20 protein-coding genes and 1 tRNA gene are annotated in these 20,384 nt (G+C 43.5%); 7 read left to right on the forward strand and 14 right to left on the reverse strand.

Annotated elements, in window-relative coordinates:
• Nucleotides 1–15 precede the first annotated feature (15 nt).
• The 4 genes from UNH61_RS29305 to UNH61_RS29320 all read right to left on the reverse strand — a co-directional run bounded on the left by UNH61_RS29305 (nt 16) and on the right by UNH61_RS29320 (nt 5,477).
• Nucleotides 16–957: a M20/M25/M40 family metallo-hydrolase gene (locus UNH61_RS29305; RefSeq protein ID WP_326995569.1), complete on the reverse strand. Its 942-nt coding sequence runs from the start codon at nt 955–957 to the stop codon at nt 16–18.
• A gap of 38 nt (nt 958–995) precedes the next feature.
• Nucleotides 996–3,128 carry a ferrous iron transport protein B gene (feoB, locus tag UNH61_RS29310; protein WP_326995570.1) on the reverse strand — a complete coding sequence of 711 codons (2,133 nt, stop codon included), beginning with the start codon at nt 3,126–3,128 and terminating at the stop codon, nt 996–998.
• A 196-nt stretch (nt 3,129–3,324) separates the two neighbouring features.
• Nucleotides 3,325–5,100, reverse strand: a complete 1,776-nt coding sequence (locus tag UNH61_RS29315; RefSeq protein WP_326995571.1) for a PspC domain-containing protein — start codon at nt 5,098–5,100, stop codon at nt 3,325–3,327.
• A 38-nt stretch (nt 5,101–5,138) separates the two neighbouring features.
• Nucleotides 5,139–5,477 (reverse strand): PadR family transcriptional regulator, encoded by a 339-nt coding sequence (locus UNH61_RS29320; RefSeq protein ID WP_326995572.1) that lies wholly within the window; start codon nt 5,475–5,477, stop codon nt 5,139–5,141.
• A gap of 373 nt (nt 5,478–5,850) precedes the next feature.
• On the opposite strand from UNH61_RS29320, the gene UNH61_RS29325 reads away from it, so the two are divergent.
• The 3 genes from UNH61_RS29325 (at nt 5,851) to UNH61_RS29335 (ending at nt 8,752) form a co-directional block, all read left to right on the forward strand.
• Complete coding sequence (locus tag UNH61_RS29325) at nt 5,851–6,144, forward strand: hypothetical protein (protein ID WP_326995573.1); 294 nt, start codon at nt 5,851–5,853, stop codon at nt 6,142–6,144.
• 207 nt (nt 6,145–6,351) lie between these two features.
• On the forward strand, nt 6,352–8,001 hold the full coding sequence (locus UNH61_RS29330; protein WP_326995574.1) for a SulP family inorganic anion transporter: 1,650 nt from the start codon (nt 6,352–6,354) through the stop codon (nt 7,999–8,001).
• Between the two features lie 79 nt (nt 8,002–8,080).
• Nucleotides 8,081–8,752, forward strand: a complete 672-nt coding sequence (locus UNH61_RS29335; RefSeq protein ID WP_326995575.1) for a carbonic anhydrase family protein — start codon at nt 8,081–8,083, stop codon at nt 8,750–8,752.
• Between the two features lie 116 nt (nt 8,753–8,868).
• Here UNH61_RS29335 and UNH61_RS29340 read toward each other — a convergent pair whose 3' ends face one another.
• The 3 genes from UNH61_RS29340 to UNH61_RS29350 all read right to left on the reverse strand — a co-directional run bounded on the left by UNH61_RS29340 (nt 8,869) and on the right by UNH61_RS29350 (nt 12,170).
• Nucleotides 8,869–10,005 (reverse strand): methionine aminotransferase, encoded by a 1,137-nt coding sequence (locus UNH61_RS29340; protein WP_326995576.1) that lies wholly within the window; start codon nt 10,003–10,005, stop codon nt 8,869–8,871.
• A gap of 96 nt (nt 10,006–10,101) precedes the next feature.
• Nucleotides 10,102–11,193: a mannose-1-phosphate guanylyltransferase gene (locus tag UNH61_RS29345; protein WP_326995577.1), complete on the reverse strand. Its 1,092-nt coding sequence runs from the start codon at nt 11,191–11,193 to the stop codon at nt 10,102–10,104.
• Nucleotides 11,194–11,195: 2 nt separating this feature from the next.
• Nucleotides 11,196–12,170, reverse strand: a complete 975-nt coding sequence (locus UNH61_RS29350) for a KpsF/GutQ family sugar-phosphate isomerase (protein ID WP_326995578.1) — start codon at nt 12,168–12,170, stop codon at nt 11,196–11,198.
• Between the two features lie 156 nt (nt 12,171–12,326).
• On the opposite strand from UNH61_RS29350, the gene recQ reads away from it, so the two are divergent.
• The 3 genes from recQ (at nt 12,327) to UNH61_RS29365 (ending at nt 15,479) form a co-directional block, all read left to right on the forward strand.
• Nucleotides 12,327–14,528, forward strand: a complete 2,202-nt coding sequence (gene recQ, locus UNH61_RS29355; RefSeq protein WP_326995579.1) for a DNA helicase RecQ — start codon at nt 12,327–12,329, stop codon at nt 14,526–14,528.
• Nucleotides 14,529–14,554: 26 nt separating this feature from the next.
• A complete protein-coding gene (locus UNH61_RS29360) occupies nt 14,555–15,322 on the forward strand; it encodes a DUF3050 domain-containing protein (protein ID WP_326995580.1) in 768 nt (255 codons plus the stop codon).
• A gap of 84 nt (nt 15,323–15,406) precedes the next feature.
• A tRNA-Phe gene (locus tag UNH61_RS29365) sits at nt 15,407–15,479 on the forward strand.
• Here UNH61_RS29365 and UNH61_RS29370 read toward each other — a convergent pair.
• The 7 genes from UNH61_RS29370 to UNH61_RS29400 form a co-directional block, all read right to left on the reverse strand.
• Nucleotides 15,472–17,046, reverse strand: coding sequence for a recombinase family protein (locus tag UNH61_RS29370; protein ID WP_326995582.1), 1,575 nt, complete (start codon nt 17,044–17,046; stop codon nt 15,472–15,474). The two genes, UNH61_RS29365 and UNH61_RS29370, sit on opposite strands and share 8 nt — an antisense overlap.
• On the reverse strand, nt 17,043–17,282 hold the full coding sequence (locus UNH61_RS29375) for a hypothetical protein (protein WP_326995583.1): 240 nt from the start codon (nt 17,280–17,282) through the stop codon (nt 17,043–17,045). Before UNH61_RS29375 ends, UNH61_RS29370 begins: the two co-directional genes overlap by 4 nt.
• 332 nt (nt 17,283–17,614) lie before the next feature.
• The gene (locus UNH61_RS29380) at nt 17,615–17,854 is read right to left on the reverse strand and encodes a hypothetical protein (protein ID WP_326995584.1); all 240 of its coding nucleotides are present in this window, start codon (nt 17,852–17,854) and stop codon (nt 17,615–17,617) included.
• Between the two features lie 251 nt (nt 17,855–18,105).
• Nucleotides 18,106–18,339: a DUF433 domain-containing protein gene (locus UNH61_RS29385; protein ID WP_326995585.1), complete on the reverse strand. Its 234-nt coding sequence runs from the start codon at nt 18,337–18,339 to the stop codon at nt 18,106–18,108.
• A gap of 121 nt (nt 18,340–18,460) precedes the next feature.
• A complete protein-coding gene (locus UNH61_RS29390; RefSeq protein WP_326995586.1) occupies nt 18,461–18,688 on the reverse strand; it encodes a hypothetical protein in 228 nt (75 codons plus the stop codon).
• 92 nt (nt 18,689–18,780) lie between these two features.
• On the reverse strand, nt 18,781–19,080 hold the full coding sequence (locus tag UNH61_RS29395; protein ID WP_326995587.1) for a hypothetical protein: 300 nt from the start codon (nt 19,078–19,080) through the stop codon (nt 18,781–18,783).
• A 145-nt stretch (nt 19,081–19,225) separates the two neighbouring features.
• Nucleotides 19,226–19,588 (reverse strand): hypothetical protein, encoded by a 363-nt coding sequence (locus UNH61_RS29400; RefSeq protein ID WP_326995588.1) that lies wholly within the window; start codon nt 19,586–19,588, stop codon nt 19,226–19,228.
• A gap of 464 nt (nt 19,589–20,052) precedes the next feature.
• On the opposite strand from UNH61_RS29400, the gene UNH61_RS29405 reads away from it, so the two are divergent.
• Nucleotides 20,053–20,271, forward strand: a complete 219-nt coding sequence (locus UNH61_RS29405; RefSeq protein WP_326995589.1) for a helix-turn-helix transcriptional regulator — start codon at nt 20,053–20,055, stop codon at nt 20,269–20,271.
• The last annotated feature ends 113 nt before the right edge of the window (nt 20,272–20,384 follow it).

Raw genomic sequence — 20,384 nt, forward strand, 5'->3', positions numbered from 1 at the left:
CTTATTGCTTATTTCTTAATTCATGGTTCTTACGCTACTGAATTTATTCTCTGGCATCTCGCTATCCAGTTTCCTGATCAGCTCCAGGATAGTTTGCACAGAATGGAAATAAAAGGAATGATTGATCCGTGAGTACTCGTCTGTTACTTTGTGATAGTCCGGATGGTCTTCCACGCCGAAATAAAGAAATGGAATTTTTTGCCTGAAAAACTCGTATTGATCACTTTGCCGGGTCCAGTCATCTATGCCACTTTCCGGTTTATCGTGTCCGGCAATGAGCTTAATATTGCTGTGGGCAGCTATATCATCAATATATTTTTTCAGATCCGGGAATTGATAGGTACCACATACATAGAGCTCATTTTTATCGTTGTGAGCGATCATGTCCATGTTAATGTTCTGGCGGATTTGCGTAATGGGAATGGGCGGCTGCTGAACAAATGCTTTCGCTCCCTGTAGTCCTTCTTCCTCCCCATCAAATGCAACAAAAATGAGGGTATAGCGGGGTGGATGTTTTTTAAACCAGGCCGCCATGGCTAACAGCCCGGCCACACCAGACGCGTTATCATCGGCGCCGTTATAGATAGAATCTGCCCCATTTGCGCCTGTCTGGATGCCAAGATGATCGTAGTGGGCAGATATCACTATTGCTGTACTAAGTTGTCCGTGAATGTAGCCAAAAAGGTTAGTGCCCATTACGTTTTTTTCTCTTTCCTGAAAATAAAAGGGGTATTCGTAAGTATCATGGTAGGCAGCTATCCCGATTTCTTTGAACCGGTTGATGATATAGAACTGCGCCATCCGGTTGCCGCGGGTGCCCGTTTTTCTGCCTTCAAATTTGTTGGCCGAAAGGGTTTGCAGGTCCTTCATCAGCTGAGAAGAATCCACCTGGGCCTGTGCAATTACCGGCAGCATCAGTAGGAAACAAAAGCAGTTGCGAAGCAATTTCATAAACATTGCATTTATGGTTAACTATACCTGCAATGTACAAGATATTATCTGAAGATATGAAACACTATAAAACTGCAGATATACGCCAGTCCTGTCATATACGTCAGCTGAATCAGCGGGAATTTCCATGATTTAGTTTCGCGTTTCACGATGGCCATGGTGCTCATACACTGCATCGCAAATGCATAGAAGATCATCAGCGATAAGCCGGAAGCCAATGTATATACCGGCGCTCCATCGGGCCAGGTAGCCGACGACAGTTTTTCCCTGAGTGTGGCATTGTTATTCTCAGGATTTTCCCCCACACTGTAAAGTGTGGCCATAGTACCTACAAATACTTCACGGGCTGCAAAAGAAGTGATCAGTGCAATACCGATTTTCCAGTCGAAACCCAGCGGGCGTATCACCGGTTCAATCGTATGCCCGAGCATACCGGCATATGAATGGGTTAAGCGGGCCGATTGATATTCCTTATTCAGTGCTGCCAGCTCCGGCGATCCGGGAGCAGCCTGGGCAATCAACGGTTCATATTTTTCATGCAGTGGTTTCATCCTGCTGGCAGGCCCATAGGAAGCAAGAAACCAGAGAATTACCGAGATAACAACAATTACTTTACCTGCATCCTTCACAAAGATCTTTGCCTTCTCCACCATGGTTGTACCAACATTAGCCCAACGTGGCGAGCGGTAAACCGGGAGCTCCATGATGAAATAGCTCTTTTCCTTTATTTTCAGGAAGAGTTTCATGATAGCAGCGATACAGATCGCCATGAAAAATCCCAGAAGATAAAGGCCCATCATGGCAAGCCCCTGTAATCCGAGAATGCCGAAGAGGCGTTTATCCGGCACTATCAGCGCAATCATCATGGTATAGATGGGTAGCCTGGCCGAGCAACTCATCAGTGGGGTTACCAGTATCGTTATTAATCTTTCTTTCTTGTTTTCGATTGTCCGGGTAGCCATGATTGCCGGCACCGCGCAGGCAACACCACTGATCAATGGCATCACCGATTTCCCGTTCAGGCCAACCTGTCGCATCAGGCGATCCGTGAGGAAGCTGATTCTTGCCATATAACCGGTATCTTCCAAAATGGTAATCAATCCAAACAGGATCATGATCTGCGGCACAAAAACGGCAAATCCGCTGACCCCGGCCAGGATACCATTGATAAAGAAATCGGTTACCTTGTTATCCGGCAATATACTACTGAGCCATCCACTCAGCGCTCCAAAACCGCCTTCAATCCAACTCATAGGGTAGGATGCCAGCCAGAATATACTCTGAAATAAGAGGAACATTACAACCAGCAAAATCACATACCCCCAGAAACGATGCAATAGCAGATCGTCAATTTTTTCTGAACGCAGCTGCTTCTGCAGGGGATCAGTTTCCACTACCGTCGCTTTCATGATATGCTTGATACGGGCATATCGCTGCATGATTTCTTCCGCCTGTAGCTTGGTTTTGTTAAACTGGTTGGCTTCCAGGGCATGCCGGATCGCGCTCTTCTGGCCCTGATCGATAAATCCGAGGTCATCAACGTTAACGGCTATATGAAGAGCACCATAGTCGCTTTTTACAGGGACTGTTTTCTTCACTTCATCGATCACTTCTTTAGCGAGGGCGTTATTATTGATAAAGTCTCTGGACGGCGTGCTGTACTGCGAGCGCAGCGACAGGTCAATCACCTTTTTTATTTCATTCACCCCCTTATTCTTGCGAGGGTTAATGGCAACCACAGGCACTCCCAGCTCCCGTTCCAGGCCGTCGAGATCTATCTCCACTCCTTTCTTGCGGGCAATATCCATCATCGTAAGGCCGATGATCACCGGAATCCTCAGGTCGATGATCTGAGAGCAGAAAAGCAGATTACGTTTGAGGTTGGAGGCATCCGCCACGATGATCACCAGGCGGGGGGTATCTTCATTATTTTGATTGATGAGCACATCATACGTCACATATTCATCCGCACTTTTAGGATAGAGACTATAAGTACCTGGCAGGTCTATAATATTCGTACTTACTCCCGGAGCGATCTGGGCCGTTCCGGTTTTCTTGTCTACCGTAACTCCCGGAAAATTGCCCACTTTCTGATTTAAGCCCGTGAGTGCATTAAAAAGGGAACTTTTACCACTATTCGGATTACCTACCAGTGCGATGTTTATGGGAGCCTGCATTCCTTATCTTATCCTGTTTTTTAATATTATATGCCTCAATACGCAAATTTAAACATTAATCAGGCTGTGGAATGATCCAATCAGGAAAATCTTGATAGTCTTTAACTTTTTAGTCTTTAGGAAAACGCAGCGGAGATCACAATATTAACTTACTTGTGATCTCCGCTGCGTTTTCCTAAAGACTAAAAGCTAAGGGCTAACTGAACATATTGAGAACAGAGTATCCGAGTATTGATATTCCGTCTTTCATTGGCGCCTTTCCTTGTGGGCAGGCCTGAGCTACCGGCCCTTTATAACGATACCCGTTGGCAGAACTGTCTGTTTTTTCCTTTTCAGGGGTATTTTGAAGCTTTTTCTGCTGAGTAGAGTCTTCTTTTTTGGATTTATCGGATTGTTCATTTGCGCCGTCGGGAGTCATTTTCAATATCACCCTACCAGGCTCATCATTATCATCGTCGTTATCATCAGCATCATCATGGCGGTAACGACTGAAGTCATAATTGTTGTATACTTCCTGATCTACTTCGATGTTTTTGCCGACCGGCACTCTTATGGTTACCGTTACCCTTTGGCCCCGGTACTTAGAGTCCCGGGGGAGTGTAAATCCCTCCGGCAGGTATAATATTGAATCCTGTTGTTTGATGTTGAACTCAATATCATGCGCCAGGGTCTGGGCTTTGGTGATGTTACGCCCCCGTGAGTATTTGGTTACATCAACGGAGAAACTATCGTTCGGGCTCTTTTCAATCCTCACCCGGATATAATTGATCAGGATGGTATCATCAGCAATCAGCAGGTGGTTATCGAAGAAATCGAATTCGTCGGAGCCGATATCAGCAAGCATTCCTGGTGCACGCTTCACTATCAGTTTACCTTTCGCGGGCTGCTGCAGAGTTACGTTCTGAGTTTCACTGGCTGGTCTTCTGAAATCCCGCACGAACGACACAGTAACGGCAGCAGCAAGGGCAACACCCAGTAACCAGAGGAAAGTCAGCGTATATCCGGCATAACGGTTGGTTTCCTTCACCCCGGTGAGCTTACGGATAATAAATATCAGCAATGCTACAATGGGAATCCCGATCAGCAGGCCAATAGCAGGCCAGATCAGCACTGTCTGCAGTGTTCCGTCCAGTAACAGATTTTTAATGGGATAAAGGGCCGCGGAGGAAACTGCAATGGCTATACCGGTTACGAGGAAAACGATCAGCATCACTACAGAAAAGAAATAGAAGAACCCTTTGGTAACAGCTACCAGCACTTGTCCGAGACCATTTGCAAGGTTTACAAAAAAGCGCTCGATATCGCTACCTACCTGCCTGCCGCGGCCCTGCGAAAAATTTCGGATATCATCTCCTACATTTTTCACCTGACCTTTCATGTGATTCAATTCTTCCTGTATGGTTGCCTTGATGTTATTCAGGTCCACCTTTTCTCCCCTCATTTCCAGCTTTTCAGCTGCAGTATCGGCGGAAGGAGTGGCAATCCAGAGGATAAAGTATACCAGCACGCCGGTACCAAAACCTCCGATGGCCAGGAGAGCAAAGATGATACGGAATATTACAGGATCGATGTTGAAATACGCACCCAAACCGCTACATACCCCACTTAATACCTTGTTATCCGGATCGCGGTACAGACGTTTACGCGGGCGGGAGAAAATCTTCTCTTCAGCAGCTGCGGCGTTTTGCTGCCAGGAGCTTTCGCCGGGGGCATCATCAAATTGTTCAGGAGTTCCCATGGAGGCCTTTACATGTTGCACATCTTCGTCAGTAATACAATGTGCTCCTTTTTTCAGCTTATCCTGGAATAATTCGGCGATACGACTTTCGATATCAGACACAATTTCATCCCCTCCCTCTTCTTTCGAAAAGTACTTTTTCAGGCTGGCGAGATACTGACTAAGTATCTCGTACGCGCTATCCTCAATGGGAATAAGGCGCCCCGACAGGTTTATGTTGATAATTTTTTTCATCTCGTTGTCTTTTTTAGGTTTCAGGTAAATAAGTCCCGTTAAAGGGGGGTACTATTTTGTGTTAATTGATGTACGGCATTGGCCAGTTCATTCCAGGTAGTCTCCAGCACTTTATAGAAAGCCTCCCCTTTCTCCGTCATGGAGAAGTATTTTCGTGGAGGACCTGAACTACTTTCTACCCATCTGTATGTCAGCAATTCCGCATTTTTTAATCTTGTTAATAAAGGATAAAGGGTTCCCTCCAGAATATCCAGTTTTGCTTCCTTCATTTTTTCTATGATATCTGATGGGTAAGCTTCTCCTTGCTTAATGATGGACAGTATGCAGAATTCCAGCACACCCTTCCTCATCTGCGATTGTGTGTTATCAATATTCATGGCAAGTGAGCTTTAATTTCTAAATGGTGGTTTCTGATCAGTTAATTAAAGTGTTATAGCTATTCTTTCAACTTTACGATACAAAAATAGGGATTATTTACTACTATGCAATACACAATACCATAGAAAGCAAAATAACTTGTTTTGAATATTACCCTTTTCAAACAGAAAAACCCTGTACAGTAAGGGATTTAAATCAGATTTTGCAGAAAATGAGCGGGGCCTAAAATATGACAAACGGATTTAAAATCTGACAAACGGCAACAACGGATCTGTTCGCATTTGCTGATAATTTGCTTTAACATTTTTTTAATTGGGTGGAGTCATCAATTATGAACTCCCGTTTTTACATTTGTATGAGCGCATACTACACATGAAGAAAATTATCGGCATATTCCTGTTGGCACTGATGGTGTCGCAACTGCTTCCAATCAAGGAAGTAGGCAGGCTGCTGTTTAATAATCAGATTGTGGAAGAACACCCGGTAGATTGTGGCGGGGACCATATGAAAATGGTGAAGGATTTCAGGATCTGTAAACAGTTTGATGAAATTCAATTCAGCCCGATACTGATATCAGGTATTTTACAATGCCATTTAATGGAAGATATTCCCGCTAACCCTGCTCAGGAAATACACGCTCCCCCTCCCAATATGCACATAGCATAATCGTTTTGCAGTTGTTGTATCAACTGTAGTCATTTCTTTTTACTTATTGAATTTATCACTCAACGACTGTCAGGCGCCGCGTGTCTATTCGAATGACACATTATTCCGGTACCAGCAGGCAGTACTATTCTATCAATGTTGCTTCAGCGATAGTGGCTTAATGCTACTGTCCGGAAGTGCGATCCCTTAGTGGAAAAGCAAATTTTTATGAACAAGCAAACATCCTTATTCTCCAATATAAAAGGCGATTTTTCTGCCGGCCTGGTTGTATTCCTTATCGCTGTGCCACTGTGCCTGGGCATTGCGCTCGCATCTGGTGCACCATTATTTGCCGGTATGATCTCCGGTATAGTAGGCGGCCTGGTGATAGGCTTTCTGAGTGGCTCCCAATTGAGCGTAAGCGGACCAGCAGCGGGTCTTACTGCAGTAGTGCTGGTAGCTATTACCAAACTGGGCGGATTCGAAATATTCCTGCTCAGCGCGGTGATTGCCGGTGCCCTGCAACTGATACTCGGTCTTGCTAAAGCCGGAACTGTGGCCAATTATTTTCCAAGCAATGTAATTACGGGCATGCTTACCGCCATCGGCGTTATCATTATCCTGAAACAATTACCGCATGCCTTTGGCTATGATGCCAACGCAGAAGGGAATATCACCTTTTTCCAGGTAGACGGCGATAATACTTTCAGTGCTTTGCTCTCTGCTGTAAATCATATTAGCCTGGGTGCCACCCTGATTACCATCATATCCATTTTCATTATTCTGTACTGGAGCAAGATCCCGAAACTTAATGTAGTGCCGGCACCACTGGTAGCCGTTCTTACCGGAATACTGCTGAACAGCCTGTTTTCCGGCAGTGCGTTGCTGGCACTGGGATCTAAACACCTGGTATCATTGCCGGTTCCCAGTAGTTTTAATGATTTTATCCACCAGTTCACCTTCCCTGATTTTACGGCTATAGGTAACAAAGAGGTCTGGATTACCGCTGTAACCATTGCCATTGTAGCATCTGTGGAAACGCTGCTGAACGTAGAGGCAACAGACAAACTGGATCCGATGAAACGGTATACCTCTCCCAACCGCGAGCTTAAAGCACAGGGAATAGGTAACATGGTCAGCGGGCTGATTGGAGGATTGCCGATTACATCTGTTATCGTGCGTTCCAGCGCCAACATTAATGCCGGCGGTAAAACCAAGATGGCTACCATGGTACATGGCGCGCTGTTACTGATATGCGCGGCGCTTATACCGGGGCTACTGAATAAAATTCCTTTGGCGACACTGGCTGCCGTGTTGCTCGTAACCGGTTATAAACTGTGTAAATTTTCCATCTTCCAGGGCATGTTCAAAAACGGGAAATATCAATGGGTACCTTTCCTTGTTACCGTAATCGCCATCGTGTTTACCGACCTGTTGATTGGTATCGCCCTCGGTATGGTGGTAAGTGTGCTGGCCATTTTACGCGGTAATATGAAAAGCTCGTATTATTTCCGCAAGGAAAAATACCATAATGGTGATAGTATCAGGCTGGAACTCGCGCAGGAAGTGTCATTCCTCAATAAAGCATCCATTTTGCTGACACTCGATCATATACCGGAAAATATCACCCTGGTGATAGACGCACATAAAACTGCATATATCGATTTCGATGTCTTGCAAACGATTCGCGAATTCAAAGATATTAAAGCGCCTCAGAAAAATATTAACGTTATTCTGACAGGATTTAAACCTGTGTACAACATACAAAATACTCCGGACCTGAGCCAGGAAGAGCAAACGAGGCTAAGCGCTGCCCACGTACACACTATTTCATCTGGAAATCATCGGGAATTATTGAAAGAATTACAATTAAACTAAAAGATGGGCAACAGCCCTGTTAGCGATGTTAGAAGTTACAGGAAACCATGCTTTTTCTAAATCCTAAAAAATGGCAATCATGAAAACACTCAATAAAATATCCCAGGCTAACCTTACTCCAGGAAAAGCGCTGGAATTACTGAAAGCAGGCAATGCCCGTTTCATTGACAATCTGCGCCTGAACCGCAACCTGCTGCAAATGATCAATGATACCAGCGATGGGCAATGGCCAATGGCGGCCATTGTCAGCTGCATGGACTCCCGCACGTCAGCAGAACTGATATTTGATCAGGGCCTGGGCGATATATTCAGTATTCGTTTAGCCGGTGCCGTTATCTCAGATAATGTGCTGGGTAGCCTGGAATATGCCTGCAAAATTGCTGGTTCCAAATTCATTGTTGTATTGGGCCATACGAAATGCGGCGCCATTAAAGGAGCTTGCGACGCCATAGAGCTCGGTAATCTTACCGGTTTACTGAATAAAATAGCTCCTGCTGTTTTTGCAGAAAAAACCGTGACAGAAGAACGGCACTCTCACAACAACGAGTTTGTCGAAAAAGTCAACAACATACATGTGGAACGCTCTGTACAAGCGATCATGGAACAAAGCAAAATTCTCCGTGAAATGATCCTGGCTGGTGAGGTAGGCATTGTTGGGGCTGTATACGATGTAGAAACCGGTATCGTGAGCTTCATGGAGCATACGCAAATCCTTGAAAAAAAACTGTCTGAAACAGCTGTCGCTGTTTAATCGCTTTTTTCGGAGAAGGACAAAATTTGCTTTTTCATAAAAATCGGGGAGGTACTGATAACAGATCCGGCAGCTTTTTTAAAGGCAGCTGTGCGGATCGTATCATGCCTCCTTTTTTATATCCCCTGCAGACGTGCTGCGGCCTGTTCCAGTGTTGTCTGCTTCTTTGCAAAACAGAACCTGACCACATGATCATCTTTTCCATCCTGATAAAATGCAGATACCGGGATAACCGCTACCCCAAAATCTTTTGTTAACCGGATAGCAAAATCCTTATCGCTCTCTTTGGAGATACGGTCGTACTTCATCAACTGAAAATAGCTGCCATGGCTGGCCAGTGGCGTAAACCGGGTGCCTTTCATTAACTCCAAAAAATAATCCCGCTTTTGCTGATAAAATGCCGGCAGTTCCAGATAGTGGGAAGGCGTTTCAAGAAATTTCGCCAGTCCGTATTGCATAGGGGTATTTACTGAAAAGCACAGGTACTGATGTACTTTCCTGTATTCTTTCATCAGGCGTTCCGGTGCTACGCAATAGCCCATTTTCCAACCGGTGTTGTGAAAAACCTTACCAAATGAAAACGTAACAAAACTATTCCGGTAGATCGCCGGATAACGCAGCATACTGCGATGACTTGCACCGTCGAATACCAGATGCTCATATACTTCGTCTGAAAGTACCAGCAGGTTAAATTCTTCCACCAGCTTTTCCAGTTCCTTTATATCATTGTCCTGCAGAATTGCGCCGGTAGGATTATGCGGGGTATTCAGCATTATCATTTTTGTACGGGGTGAGATCCGGTTTCTTACTTCACTCCAGTTAATGCTATAATCCGGAAATGACAGGGAGATACGTACCGGCACCCCTCCGTTTACCAATACATTGGGGATGTAGCTGTCGTACGCCGGTTCAAAAATAATCACCTCATCTCCAGGTTGTATACAGGTGGCTATGGCGGTGAAAATAGCGTAGGTGCCTCCTGGTGTGACAGTAATTTCTGTGTCGGGATCTACCTGTTGCTGATACAGGCTCCTGATTTTTGCTGCAATAGCAGATCTGAGTGGCATCAGACCGGGCATGGGGGCATATTGGTTGTGCCCTTGTTGCATGGCCTCATTTACCAATGCTTTAAGCTCGTCGCTGCAATCGTAATCCGGAAATCCCTGGGAGAGGTTAATGGCCTGATGGGTCGCCGCCAGGGCCGACATCACCGTAAATATAGTAGTGCCTGTTTGCGGCAGTTTTGATATCATTTTTCTGTTTTTGATTTCCGAATTTAGGTATTTGTTGTGTGAAGATATCTATCTGACAGATAATACCTAAATCCGGAAAACAAAAAACGGCATTCGTCAGAGGTATTTTTCCCCTTTGTTGCGTTTAATTTCTGCAACGTATTCCTTGATCTGCTGTTCGTTTTCTTTTTTGCAGATAAGCAGCACATCCTGTGTATCGATTACTATGAATCCGTCTAATCCCTGCAGCAATACCAGTTTTTCATTAGGCACTTTTACCATACATTTAGTAGCATCTATCACTACTACATTCTTTCCCTGAACGGCATTCCCCAGGTAATCTTTCTCCAGATTCTCATAAGCGGAAGCCCAGGTTCCGAGATCACTCCATCCAAAATTGGATGGGATCACATACACGTTGTCTGCTTTCTCCATTATACCATAGTCGATGGAAATATTGGTACATTGCGGATAAACTTTTTCAATAGCCTCCTTTTCCTGTGGCGTATTGAGATCAGCCGTTACCTGTTCAAACAGCTCGTCCATTTCCGGCAGATACTGTTTCAGCGCGGCCATAATAGTTTTCACATTCCAGACAAAAATGCCGGCATTCCAAAGAAAATCACCACTCTGCAGAAACGTTTTGGCCAGCTCCAGATTAGGTTTTTCTGTGAATGTTTTCACCTGATAAACATTATCTGCTACGTGTTGTGGTTCAAACTGGATATAGCCATATCCGGTATCAGGCCTCGTTGGCTTGATGCCTAGGGTAACCAGAGCACTATGCTTCTGAACGAACAACAAGGCATTCAGACAGGAATTGGTAAATGCCGGGCCATCCATGATGAGATGATCTGCCGGCGCACAGATGATATTAGCCAGAGGATCCTGTTTACTAATCTTGTGGGAAATATACGCAACACACGGTGCAGTATTTTTCCGCGACGGCTCGCTGACAATATTTTCCGCAGGCAAATCCGGCAACTGTGTTCCCACTTTGCTTGTATACTGATGATGAGTCACTACATAAATATTCTCTTTCGGAATAAACTGCAGGAATCTTTCATATGTCCATTGAAGTAGGGTTTTCCCTGTGTTCAGGATATCCAGGAACTGCTTGGGATTGTCTGTGCGGCTATGGGGCCAGAAGCGACTGCCGATTCCCCCTGCCATGATTGCCACATAAAAGTGGGTGTTCAGTTGTGTCATTTCTAAATAATTCCTTCTCTGATTAAATCATGTAAATGAATAATACCTTGATATCGCTCTCCGTCCATTACCAGCAGTTGTGTAATATCATGTTTGCGCATCAGCTCCAGTGCGTCGATGGCTAACTGATCCTGCTGGATCATTTTAGGATGAAGCGACATAATATCTTTTGCCGTTACAGCTGCTGTCGGAACATTTTTCTCCAACATTCTGCGCAGGTCTCCATCTGTAATAATACCTTGTAAAATGCCCTTATTATCCAGTACAGCAGTAACCCCGAGCATTTTAGATGAAATTTCTACAATCACTTCTCTCAGTGAACTATCGAGCAATACCTGTGGCGCCTGATGCTGTTTACTGAGATCCCCTACCTTCAGATATAGTTTTTTACCCAGCGCGCCTCCCGGATGAAACTTGGCAAAATCTGCAGCCGTAAATCCATGCCACTCTATCAGGCAAACAGCTAATGCGTCTCCCATTGCCAGCTGGGCAGTAGTACTGGTGGTAGGCGCCAGATTATTTGGGCAGGCTTCCTGACTAACAGTGGTATTCAATACAAAATCTGCCTCCTGTGCAAGAAATGAGTTGGTATTCCCCACCATGGCAATTAAAGTGTTGCCAAAATTCTTCACCAAAGGAACCAATACTTTAATTTCAGCAGAAGTACCACTCTTCGAGATACACATCACAATATCTTCCTCTCTGATCATTCCAAGATCTCCATGTATGGCATCCGCAGCATGCATAAAAAGTGCAGGCGTACCCGTGGAATTTAACGTAGCTACAATTTTCTGGGCGATGATGGCGCTTTTTCCAACACCGGCTATTACCAGCCGACCTTCACAATGCGCAATCCTTTCAACAATTTTTTCAAAATCTGCATTTATAAACTCCTGCAAATCATTAATCGCTGATGCCTCCATCGCAATCGTGCGCCTGGCCACCTGTCCTATATTGATTGTTTGATTCCTTTTCATGACGAATTACAAATTTATCATTTTTTAGTCAGCAGTGACGCCCTTTGGTAATTTATATTGATACTACGGGCTTTTTTAATTAACTTCGTGTCCCCTAAAAAACATATAATTATATTTCGTCATTTGTTAGTTCTTTAGAGTTAAAATTTGAATGCAATGGCTGTTGTTAAGGAACGTTTGATGGATGCATTACGCGAACATTTTGGGTTCGATTCCTTTAAAGGAAATCAGGAGAAAATTATAAGTAGCATCCTCTCTGGCAAAGATACTTTTGTAATAATGCCAACCGGCGGAGGTAAATCACTTTGCTACCAGTTACCGGCACTGATGAGTCCGGGCTGTGCTTTAATCGTTTCACCGCTTATTGCACTGATGAAAAACCAGGTAGATCTGGTGAGGGGATATAGCAGTAAAGACAATGTGGCTCACTTTCTCAATTCCACCTTATCCAAGGCGCAGATAAAGAAAGTGAAAGCAGATCTGACAGCAGGGAAAACAAAGTTGCTTTATGTAGCACCGGAAACCCTGACAAAACAGGAAAATCTCGACTTCTTTAAGGAGCTGGAAATATCTTTTATTGCCGTAGATGAAGCACACTGTATTTCCGAATGGGGACATGATTTCAGGCCGGAATACCGTCGCCTGAAAGAGATGATCGACCAAATCGATGATAAGCTGCCTATCATAGCGCTGACCGCTACGGCAACGCCTAAAGTGCAGAGTGATATTGTTAAAAACCTGGGGCTGACCAAGGCTAATATCTTTATCTCATCCTTTAACCGTCCGAACCTCTATTACGAGATCAGACCGAAGCGCAAAAAGGAACAAACCATCAAGGATATCGTTAAGTTCATTCATCAGCACAAAGGTAAAAGTGGTATTATTTATACCCTGAACCGGAAAACAACTGAAGAACTGGCCGACATGCTGGTAGCCAATGGTATTAAAGCAGTAGCTTATCATGCCGGTCTGGATTCTACCACCAGAGCGCAACGGCAGGATATGTTCCTACATGAGGATACAGAGGTGATTGTTGCTACCATAGCCTTTGGTATGGGCATCGATAAACCGGATGTACGTTTTGTAATTCACTACAATATCCCGAAAAGCCTGGAAAACTATTACCAGGAAACTGGTCGGGCCGGAAGAGACGGACTGGATGGACATTGTATCTGTTATTATTCTCACAAAGATGTGCAGAAGCTGGAGCACCTCATGCGCGACAAATCGCTCAGTGAGCGTGAAATGGGCGCTCAGTTGATCAATGAAACTGTTGCCTATGCTGAAAGTGCTGTTTGTCGCCGGAAAGTGATATTGCACTATTTTGGAGAAAAATTCGACGACGACAACTGTGGCCAGTGTGACAACTGCCGTAATCCGAAAGAGAAGATCGAAGTAAAGAACCGGGTAGTAATCATGCTAAAAGCCATCCGCGCGTTAGAGGAACGCTTTGGTAGTGAGTATGTTATCAATATTATTACCGGGAAGATAAGTCCGCAGATTACCACCTATCGCCATGATCAGCTGGACGTTTTCGGAGAAGGAAAAGAGTTTGATGCCCATTTCTGGAACTCCCTGATGCGCCAGATGATGCTGGAAGGGCTGATCGAAAAAGATATCGAAGAATACGGCTTGCTGAAAGTAACGGATAAGGGTGCGAAATTCCTTAAAAAGCCATACTCTATCATGGTTGCACTGAATCATCAGTTTGATGAAGATGCCATGGACGATGAAGAGGAAGCAGCCGCTGATGCACATGCCTCCGCAGATCCGGTGTTATTTGAAATGCTGAAAGAACTGCGAAAGAAAGTTGCGAAGGAAAAACACCTGCCCCCATTTGTCATCTTCCTGGAAAACTCCCTGGAAGATATGGCCACCCAATATCCTACCACTGTGCAGGAACTGGAAAAAATACAGGGCGTAAGTAAGGGTAAAGCCGTTCGTTACGGCAAACAGTTCCTCGACGTTATCACCCGGTACGTGGAAGAAAACAACATCACCAAGCCGGATGATTTTGTCATGAAGAGCGTGGTGAACAAGAGCGGAATGAAAGTTTTCATTATCCAGAACATCGATAAGAAAATTCCGCTGGAAACCATTGCCAAAAACAAGGAACTTTCACTCGCCGATCTGCTCGACGAAATGGAAACTATTGTTGCCAGTGGTACCAAGCTGAATATCGATTATTGCCTTGACGAAGAACTGGACGACTATGCCCAGGATGAGATCATGGAATATTTCAAAGGATGTGAAACCTCCAGCCTTGCGCTGGCAAGAGAAGAACTGATTGAAAACGATTATACACTGGAGCAATTGAAGTTGATGCGTATCAAGTTCCTGGTTGTTTACGGTAACTAACGCACGGCTGATTCAAATCGATATTTATGAACGTAGGATTTATACAGGAAACCATTGCTCCTATCAGGGAAAAGATAGTATCTCACCCGCTATACGGCCAGCTGCGGACGCCAGAAGATGTTCGTCGGTTTATGGAACATCACGTTTATGCCGTATGGGATTTCATGTCATTGTTAAAGGGATTACAGCAGCAGCTGACCTGCGTAAATGTACCATGGATTCCGGTAGGAAATGCAGCAACCCGCTATCTCATTAATGAAATTGTTACCGGGGAAGAAAGCGATATAGATCAGAATGGGAACCGTTGCAGTCATTTTGAATTATACGAACGGGCTATGCAACAGGCTGGCGCTGATATATCCCATATACAGGCGCTGATCAGCGATGTTAAAACCGGAAGGTCTATCGACAGCATTCTTTCAACCCCTGCCCTTCCAGAGGCGGTAAAGGGCTTTCTTCGCTTTACATTTGATGTTATTGCCACCGGCAAACCTCATATACTGGCATCGGTATTTACTTTTGGTCGGGAAGACCTGATTCCTGATATGTTTCTGGCCCTGGTAAAGGATCTGGGCGAAAAATTTCCAGGCACACTAGACATCTTTATTTACTACCTGGAGCGTCATATTGAAGTTGATGGCGATCATCATAGCCAACTGGCGATTCAGATGGTAAATGAGCTTTGCGGTACCGACCAGGCCAAATGGGAAGAAGCTGCCCGGTATGCTGAACAGTCGCTGCAATGGAGACATCGGCTCTGGAGTAGCATCATTGCTGAAAATGTAGTCGTATAAATTTTTTTGCAAAAAAATTTTGCAATTCAAAAGATTGTCTTACTTTTGCAATCCCCTCACACGAGAGGGACAAACAAAACGGATGGTGCGGTAGCTCAGTTGGTAGAGCAAAGGACTGAAAATCCTTGTGTCGCCGGTTCGATCCCGGCTCACACCACGAAAGCGGGAACATAACTGTAAAAGGTTTTGTTCCCGCTTTTTATTTGGTGCAAATCACTTGCCTGCGCTGCAATCTGGCGGAATACTTCATTTACGCGCGGGGTTCGACACGTATCATTTTTCCGATTATATAATATCCCTTCAGGAAAGAGCAAAAATTGTAGCTGCTGTTTCTCCCCATAATCACCTAAATCCCACAAGGACGCTAGTTTAGAAGCATAGGTAATGCACTCGTCGACACACTTTTCAAGGTTCGACACTCCATTTTTGAATTTAAGCAGCTCCTGCTCAATATTTTTGCGCTCCTCCAAAAGCCGGGGCTTAAATTCCTCATATATCTCCCGATCAATTTCCTCCATAGCGAAGCGTTCTTTAAGCCGTTGCAATTTTCTATCTACCTCTGCTAATTGCTTATGAAGCTGTTCCTGCTGCGCCCTCCCTTCTGCCGTTAACAGGTTATAAGTGGCAATCATCTGGAGCCGGATTATAGTCCTGTGATCTTCATTTACATCCACTGTATAACTATTCAACAGTGTCTTGAATGCTGAGTGCAGATTGTCGGCCCGCTTGTTGCATTTACAGCCGGGGGTATTACACTTATAATAATATTGCTGATTTTTAGCGGCTTTGTATGCCCGCAGGTAATTACCACAGTCGTCACACTTTAAAAAGCGCTTTAAAGGAATATTTTCATTTTCAGGTTTAAGGTTGTATCCCTGGTGATTTTGTGATAGAATGCCATTCACTTTTAGAAACAATTCCTTTGACGCCACTTTTTCCTGTACCCCTTCTACTATTTTTCCCTCCAAGGCATTGTGGACGAGCAATCCACAATAGAACGGATTCCGCAAAAAGTCTGAAATCCTTTGATTGTCAAGCTTTAATCCGCGCGCGGCTAACCTGGCTCTTACTTCTTCATTGGATACTCCTTCTGCCTTCCATTCAAAACCCTTCCTGAGCAGCTTCCCTGTTTGATTGATGACAAATTCTTTTTTTCCATTTCTGCGTACAATATTATATCCTAATGGCGGTGAGGTGCACCATATTCCTTGTAATAGCTTCTCTTTTACTCCCGCCATGCACTTTTCCCGGCGAAGCTGGTTGTCATATTCACTGAAAATAAACTGGATATTTTGTTGCAACCTCCCACTAACAGTTGTAGTATCCGTTGGCTGTGTTACCGCATAAACTAATATCCCTGCTTTCTTCAATTGATCCGCAATATACATGGCATTGGTTCCTGAACGGCTAAACCGGTCAACGCTATAAACAATGATGTAGGCAATCTTCTCCTTGCTCCTTTTTACAAAGGAAAGCATGTTATTAAACTCTTTCCTCTCATCAGTCTTGGCACTTTCATACGTTCCTCCGAAATACCCTGCTATATGATAACCACTTTTGTTGGCATACGCCTCACAGGCTTTACGCTGTGTCTCGAGGCTCATATTATTATCAGCCTGTTCTTTCGTTGAAACCCGCGTATAAATCACGCAATTCCTACTACTTGTGGTGGCTGTTTTCTTTCCTTTCGTAAAGGATTCAAAGAGGTGTAAATCGTTACTCATGCTGCTTTCTGTTTATCATCACCCGTTGTTAGCGTAATAATCCTGCCTTCTGCCACATTTCTTTTTGAGCGGACGGAAAGTGTTATTCGTGTAAATGCTTTAATCGTATCCATGAGCTGAATAATCTGTTCATCACTATAATCTCTAAAGCTGGCCAAGGCTCTCACTTCTTCTATGGTTACATCATAATCCCTGTATGAATCATACAGGGGACTATCTCCACACTGTTGGGGCATACCTTTTTGTTTACAAAAGTTTGATTGTAAAATGATAAAATCACAATGTGCGGCGTGGATTTGCAGACAGGTAATCATTTAACTGTGACTGGCTAAATAGAATACGCCCACGCCTCTTACGTTGTAGGGGAGCTAATTTGCCTTCACACACCAGGCAATAGATTCTAGCAACAGATAAATGCAGATAGGCTGCCGTTTCCTTAGCGGACAATAATTGGTCAGCGGCCAAATAAGGCTGCAAAGGCTCTTGGGTCCTTTGCAGCTTATCTAGTTTCTGCTCTATCTGTTCCAGTCTGGTGAGAATCTCCTGCAATACGTCCTCCGTGCTGTTGCTATTCGTCCTCCTCATCATCATCTTCTTCTTCATGGTAATCATCAATGAGGTCTTCTGCCTGATGAATAGCGTCCCTTTGCTCTTTTGTAAATTGTACCGACAATGTGATTATTTCATTCTTCTCATCGGCTTCTATGATTTCTGGCGTTATTTCTTGGCTGCATAAAAGATTGGCAACTTCAACAATAATTGCTACTGGGACTTCCAGGTCTTTTTCGATAATTGTTTTCAATGGCATGTGTGTAAGGATTAGTGAAACAATAGTTCGTATACTCCTTAAAGCATACAGATTTCAATACAAACATACTATGCCCACCAAGCCCACTTTCCCTTATTTGATCGAATGTGCTCGAATTAGCTCAAATTTTTCTGAATTTGTACAAATTTTCCATTTCTGGGGGCCACAATGAATTCTGAGGGCATAAATATCCTCGTTGAAATGCTAAAAACGCAGGTTCACTTCATTGATGACCGCTATTTACGCACCTGTTAAACATATTTAACCCCCATTAGAAGATAATAGAAGATAATAGAGATGTTGTCGTATCTGATGATATTTATTGCCTCTGGTGTAATATGTGGATAAGCTACGAGTATATCCTGCACTGTTTCACCGCTTGATAATCTTTCCAATATTAACTCAACAGTAATACGTGTACCTTTAATTACGGGTTTACCCAGCATAACCTTTGGATTGATATCTATGTATTGTGTTATGTCCATTTATTCAAGATTTGATAAAGGAATCGCCGACCAGGGAAAGCCAGCGGAGGAGACACAAATATAGTCCTGCCGGCTAGGAAGAATCAATAACTGGGTTAGTTGCTATACATTGATAGTAATATTATTGTGGCAAAAGTTCCGTTCTGTCGGTGTCTGCCTGATAGTAGACTTCATTCATCACCTCAATAATTTTCTGTTTTTCCGCATTACTGAGTGACGGAATAACTTTTCTGCTATCGGTTGGGTGTGGTTTGTCTCTTCCGCGCATTTTACGATAGAATGTAGGAGTACTCCAATTACATTCCTCACAAACCCTCTCCCTGAAGGTGACCGGTAGCTTTGATAACATTGTATGTATTTGTAACAAAGTATTTACGGATTTATTCATAATGCTATTTTGTATTGTTATTAATAGATTGATTCTACGGATGGCGATGTAGTTTATCCACCGAGTTTATTGGGTCTTTTTACCCTCTTAACGCCTTTCCTTATAAGAAAGAAGTTTGCCTCAAGCAGCTTTTCCACATCGCCAACAAATTCGATAGTGTTCAATAAATCCGGATTATTATCTGGAAGATTATTTAATAGTAGCGTAAAGTGATCATGAGCAGCGAGAAGATTGTAGATACTGAAGAACTCTTTTAATACGGATATCGGGGCTTTCATTTCGCCGGCGGTTAGCCTAAACGGTTTCTCTACACGGGCCTTTTTCTGTGAGCCTGTTTGTTGTTTTTCTTTCATAAAAATTAGCGTTTAATTTGAGGACTTAACTAATCTGATTTTTAGAGCAGCGCCAATAACATGCTCTGTAGTTTTCTAATTATAGCTGTTTCCTATAATGGGAAAGAGATTTCAAGGGGCGAACATTTTTCGGAAAACTCCGCGGCTATGTGCTTTCCAATACGGAAAATGGTTCTTTACATAGCAAAATGCTCCTTAATAATTCAATTCTATCTTCATTCTTTTGACGTCTTAGAAATAATAAGGCATGGCGAAGTATTGTCTTAAATAGCAAGCAAGAATTGTCCTTTGACAAGGTTTTTTCTCTTTTTGACCATAATTCAGCAAAAATATCTGTCGTGACATTCGTGATAACACTTACATCGCATGTTCCTGTCAGCCGAGCAACAGTACTGAATGTTTTATCACAATAGGTATTTAGAAAGTCCTCAAATACGGTCATATCGTCTTGTAGCTGATAAGCCATATTATTACCTGGAGACAGGGTTGTTTTAGCCTTACAGTTCATTGTAGCTCATTTTATGAATGGAGAAGAGAAATAGCTACCTGAAAGGACTTGCCAGCGGGGGAAAAACAAAAGAGACGCGGGTTAGTCCTTACCGCACTGAAGGGCTGCGACACCCTAACGACGAATAAGAACGCCCACGTCTCTTCAGTACGCAATATACTAAGGAAAGCGTGAGCGATTTACCCTATTCTCGTCGTTTTTGAAAGGTCGCAGTTTTCAGTGCGAGAATTGAAGCAAATACGCTTAATATTTAGCTGTCCATATGATCAAGGAAGTGTTATATATTTTGAAATCCATCGGTTGGAAAAAATTTTATTGCAGAGTGAAATTAATAGAAAGTGTTGAATTTTGCAAATAAATTTCTGAAATAATCATCAAAGTTCTCATTTTCAACACTTTTAGCTTTAAATGACATTTCTAGGGTTACCTATATTGCCACTTCAATGGTGAATAACGCTATTAAAATGTCAGAAAAGAGAATCCTTAATAGAATCAAAAGTGTCCTGGCGGATAAAGGAAAGACCAATATCTGGTTGGCGGAGCAGTTGGGGAAAAACAAAACAACAATATCTAAGTGGTGTACAAATGATCAGCAGCCCACGCTGGAGACGCTGTTTGATATTGCAGTTGCGTTAGATGTTGATGTTAAGGAACTCCTCATTTCGAATAAACCTCGAAAATAAAATTAAATGTTACTCTCCCGGAATCCTGACATTACTTCTGATTTACCTCTTAACCCAGCAAAATCATTTACTAGATAATGGGGGTGTAAAATTATTGGGGTTTTATGAGTAGA

This window comes from Chitinophaga sp. 180180018-3 (assembly GCF_037893185.1).
Lineage (GTDB): Bacteria > Bacteroidota > Bacteroidia > Chitinophagales > Chitinophagaceae > Chitinophaga.

Coding starts and splice junctions, on each gene's coding strand:
- feoB (WP_326995570.1), bottom strand. CDS start 3,128: ATGCAGGCTCCCATAAACATCGCACTGGTAGGTAATCCGAATAGTGGT.
- UNH61_RS29360 (WP_326995580.1), top strand. CDS start 14,555: ATGAACGTAGGATTTATACAGGAAACCATTGCTCCTATCAGGGAAAAG.
- UNH61_RS29325 (WP_326995573.1), top strand. CDS start 5,851: ATGAAGAAAATTATCGGCATATTCCTGTTGGCACTGATGGTGTCGCAA.
- UNH61_RS29335 (WP_326995575.1), top strand. CDS start 8,081: ATGAAAACACTCAATAAAATATCCCAGGCTAACCTTACTCCAGGAAAA.
- UNH61_RS29350 (WP_326995578.1), bottom strand. CDS start 12,170: ATGAAAAGGAATCAAACAATCAATATAGGACAGGTGGCCAGGCGCACG.
- UNH61_RS29305 (WP_326995569.1), bottom strand. CDS start 957: ATGTTTATGAAATTGCTTCGCAACTGCTTTTGTTTCCTACTGATGCTG.
- UNH61_RS29390 (WP_326995586.1), bottom strand. CDS start 18,688: ATGTTATCAAAGCTACCGGTCACCTTCAGGGAGAGGGTTTGTGAGGAA.
- UNH61_RS29405 (WP_326995589.1), top strand. CDS start 20,053: ATGTCAGAAAAGAGAATCCTTAATAGAATCAAAAGTGTCCTGGCGGAT.
- UNH61_RS29315 (WP_326995571.1), bottom strand. CDS start 5,100: ATGAAAAAAATTATCAACATAAACCTGTCGGGGCGCCTTATTCCCATT.
- UNH61_RS29340 (WP_326995576.1), bottom strand. CDS start 10,005: ATGATATCAAAACTGCCGCAAACAGGCACTACTATATTTACGGTGATG.
- UNH61_RS29375 (WP_326995583.1), bottom strand. CDS start 17,282: ATGCCCCAACAGTGTGGAGATAGTCCCCTGTATGATTCATACAGGGAT.
- UNH61_RS29345 (WP_326995577.1), bottom strand. CDS start 11,193: ATGACACAACTGAACACCCACTTTTATGTGGCAATCATGGCAGGGGGA.
- UNH61_RS29380 (WP_326995584.1), bottom strand. CDS start 17,854: ATGCCATTGAAAACAATTATCGAAAAAGACCTGGAAGTCCCAGTAGCA.
- UNH61_RS29400 (WP_326995588.1), bottom strand. CDS start 19,588: ATGAACTGTAAGGCTAAAACAACCCTGTCTCCAGGTAATAATATGGCT.
- UNH61_RS29330 (WP_326995574.1), top strand. CDS start 6,352: ATGAACAAGCAAACATCCTTATTCTCCAATATAAAAGGCGATTTTTCT.
- recQ (WP_326995579.1), top strand. CDS start 12,327: ATGGCTGTTGTTAAGGAACGTTTGATGGATGCATTACGCGAACATTTT.
- UNH61_RS29395 (WP_326995587.1), bottom strand. CDS start 19,080: ATGAAAGAAAAACAACAAACAGGCTCACAGAAAAAGGCCCGTGTAGAG.
- UNH61_RS29370 (WP_326995582.1), bottom strand. CDS start 17,046: ATGAGTAACGATTTACACCTCTTTGAATCCTTTACGAAAGGAAAGAAA.
- UNH61_RS29385 (WP_326995585.1), bottom strand. CDS start 18,339: ATGGACATAACACAATACATAGATATCAATCCAAAGGTTATGCTGGGT.
- UNH61_RS29320 (WP_326995572.1), bottom strand. CDS start 5,477: ATGAATATTGATAACACACAATCGCAGATGAGGAAGGGTGTGCTGGAA.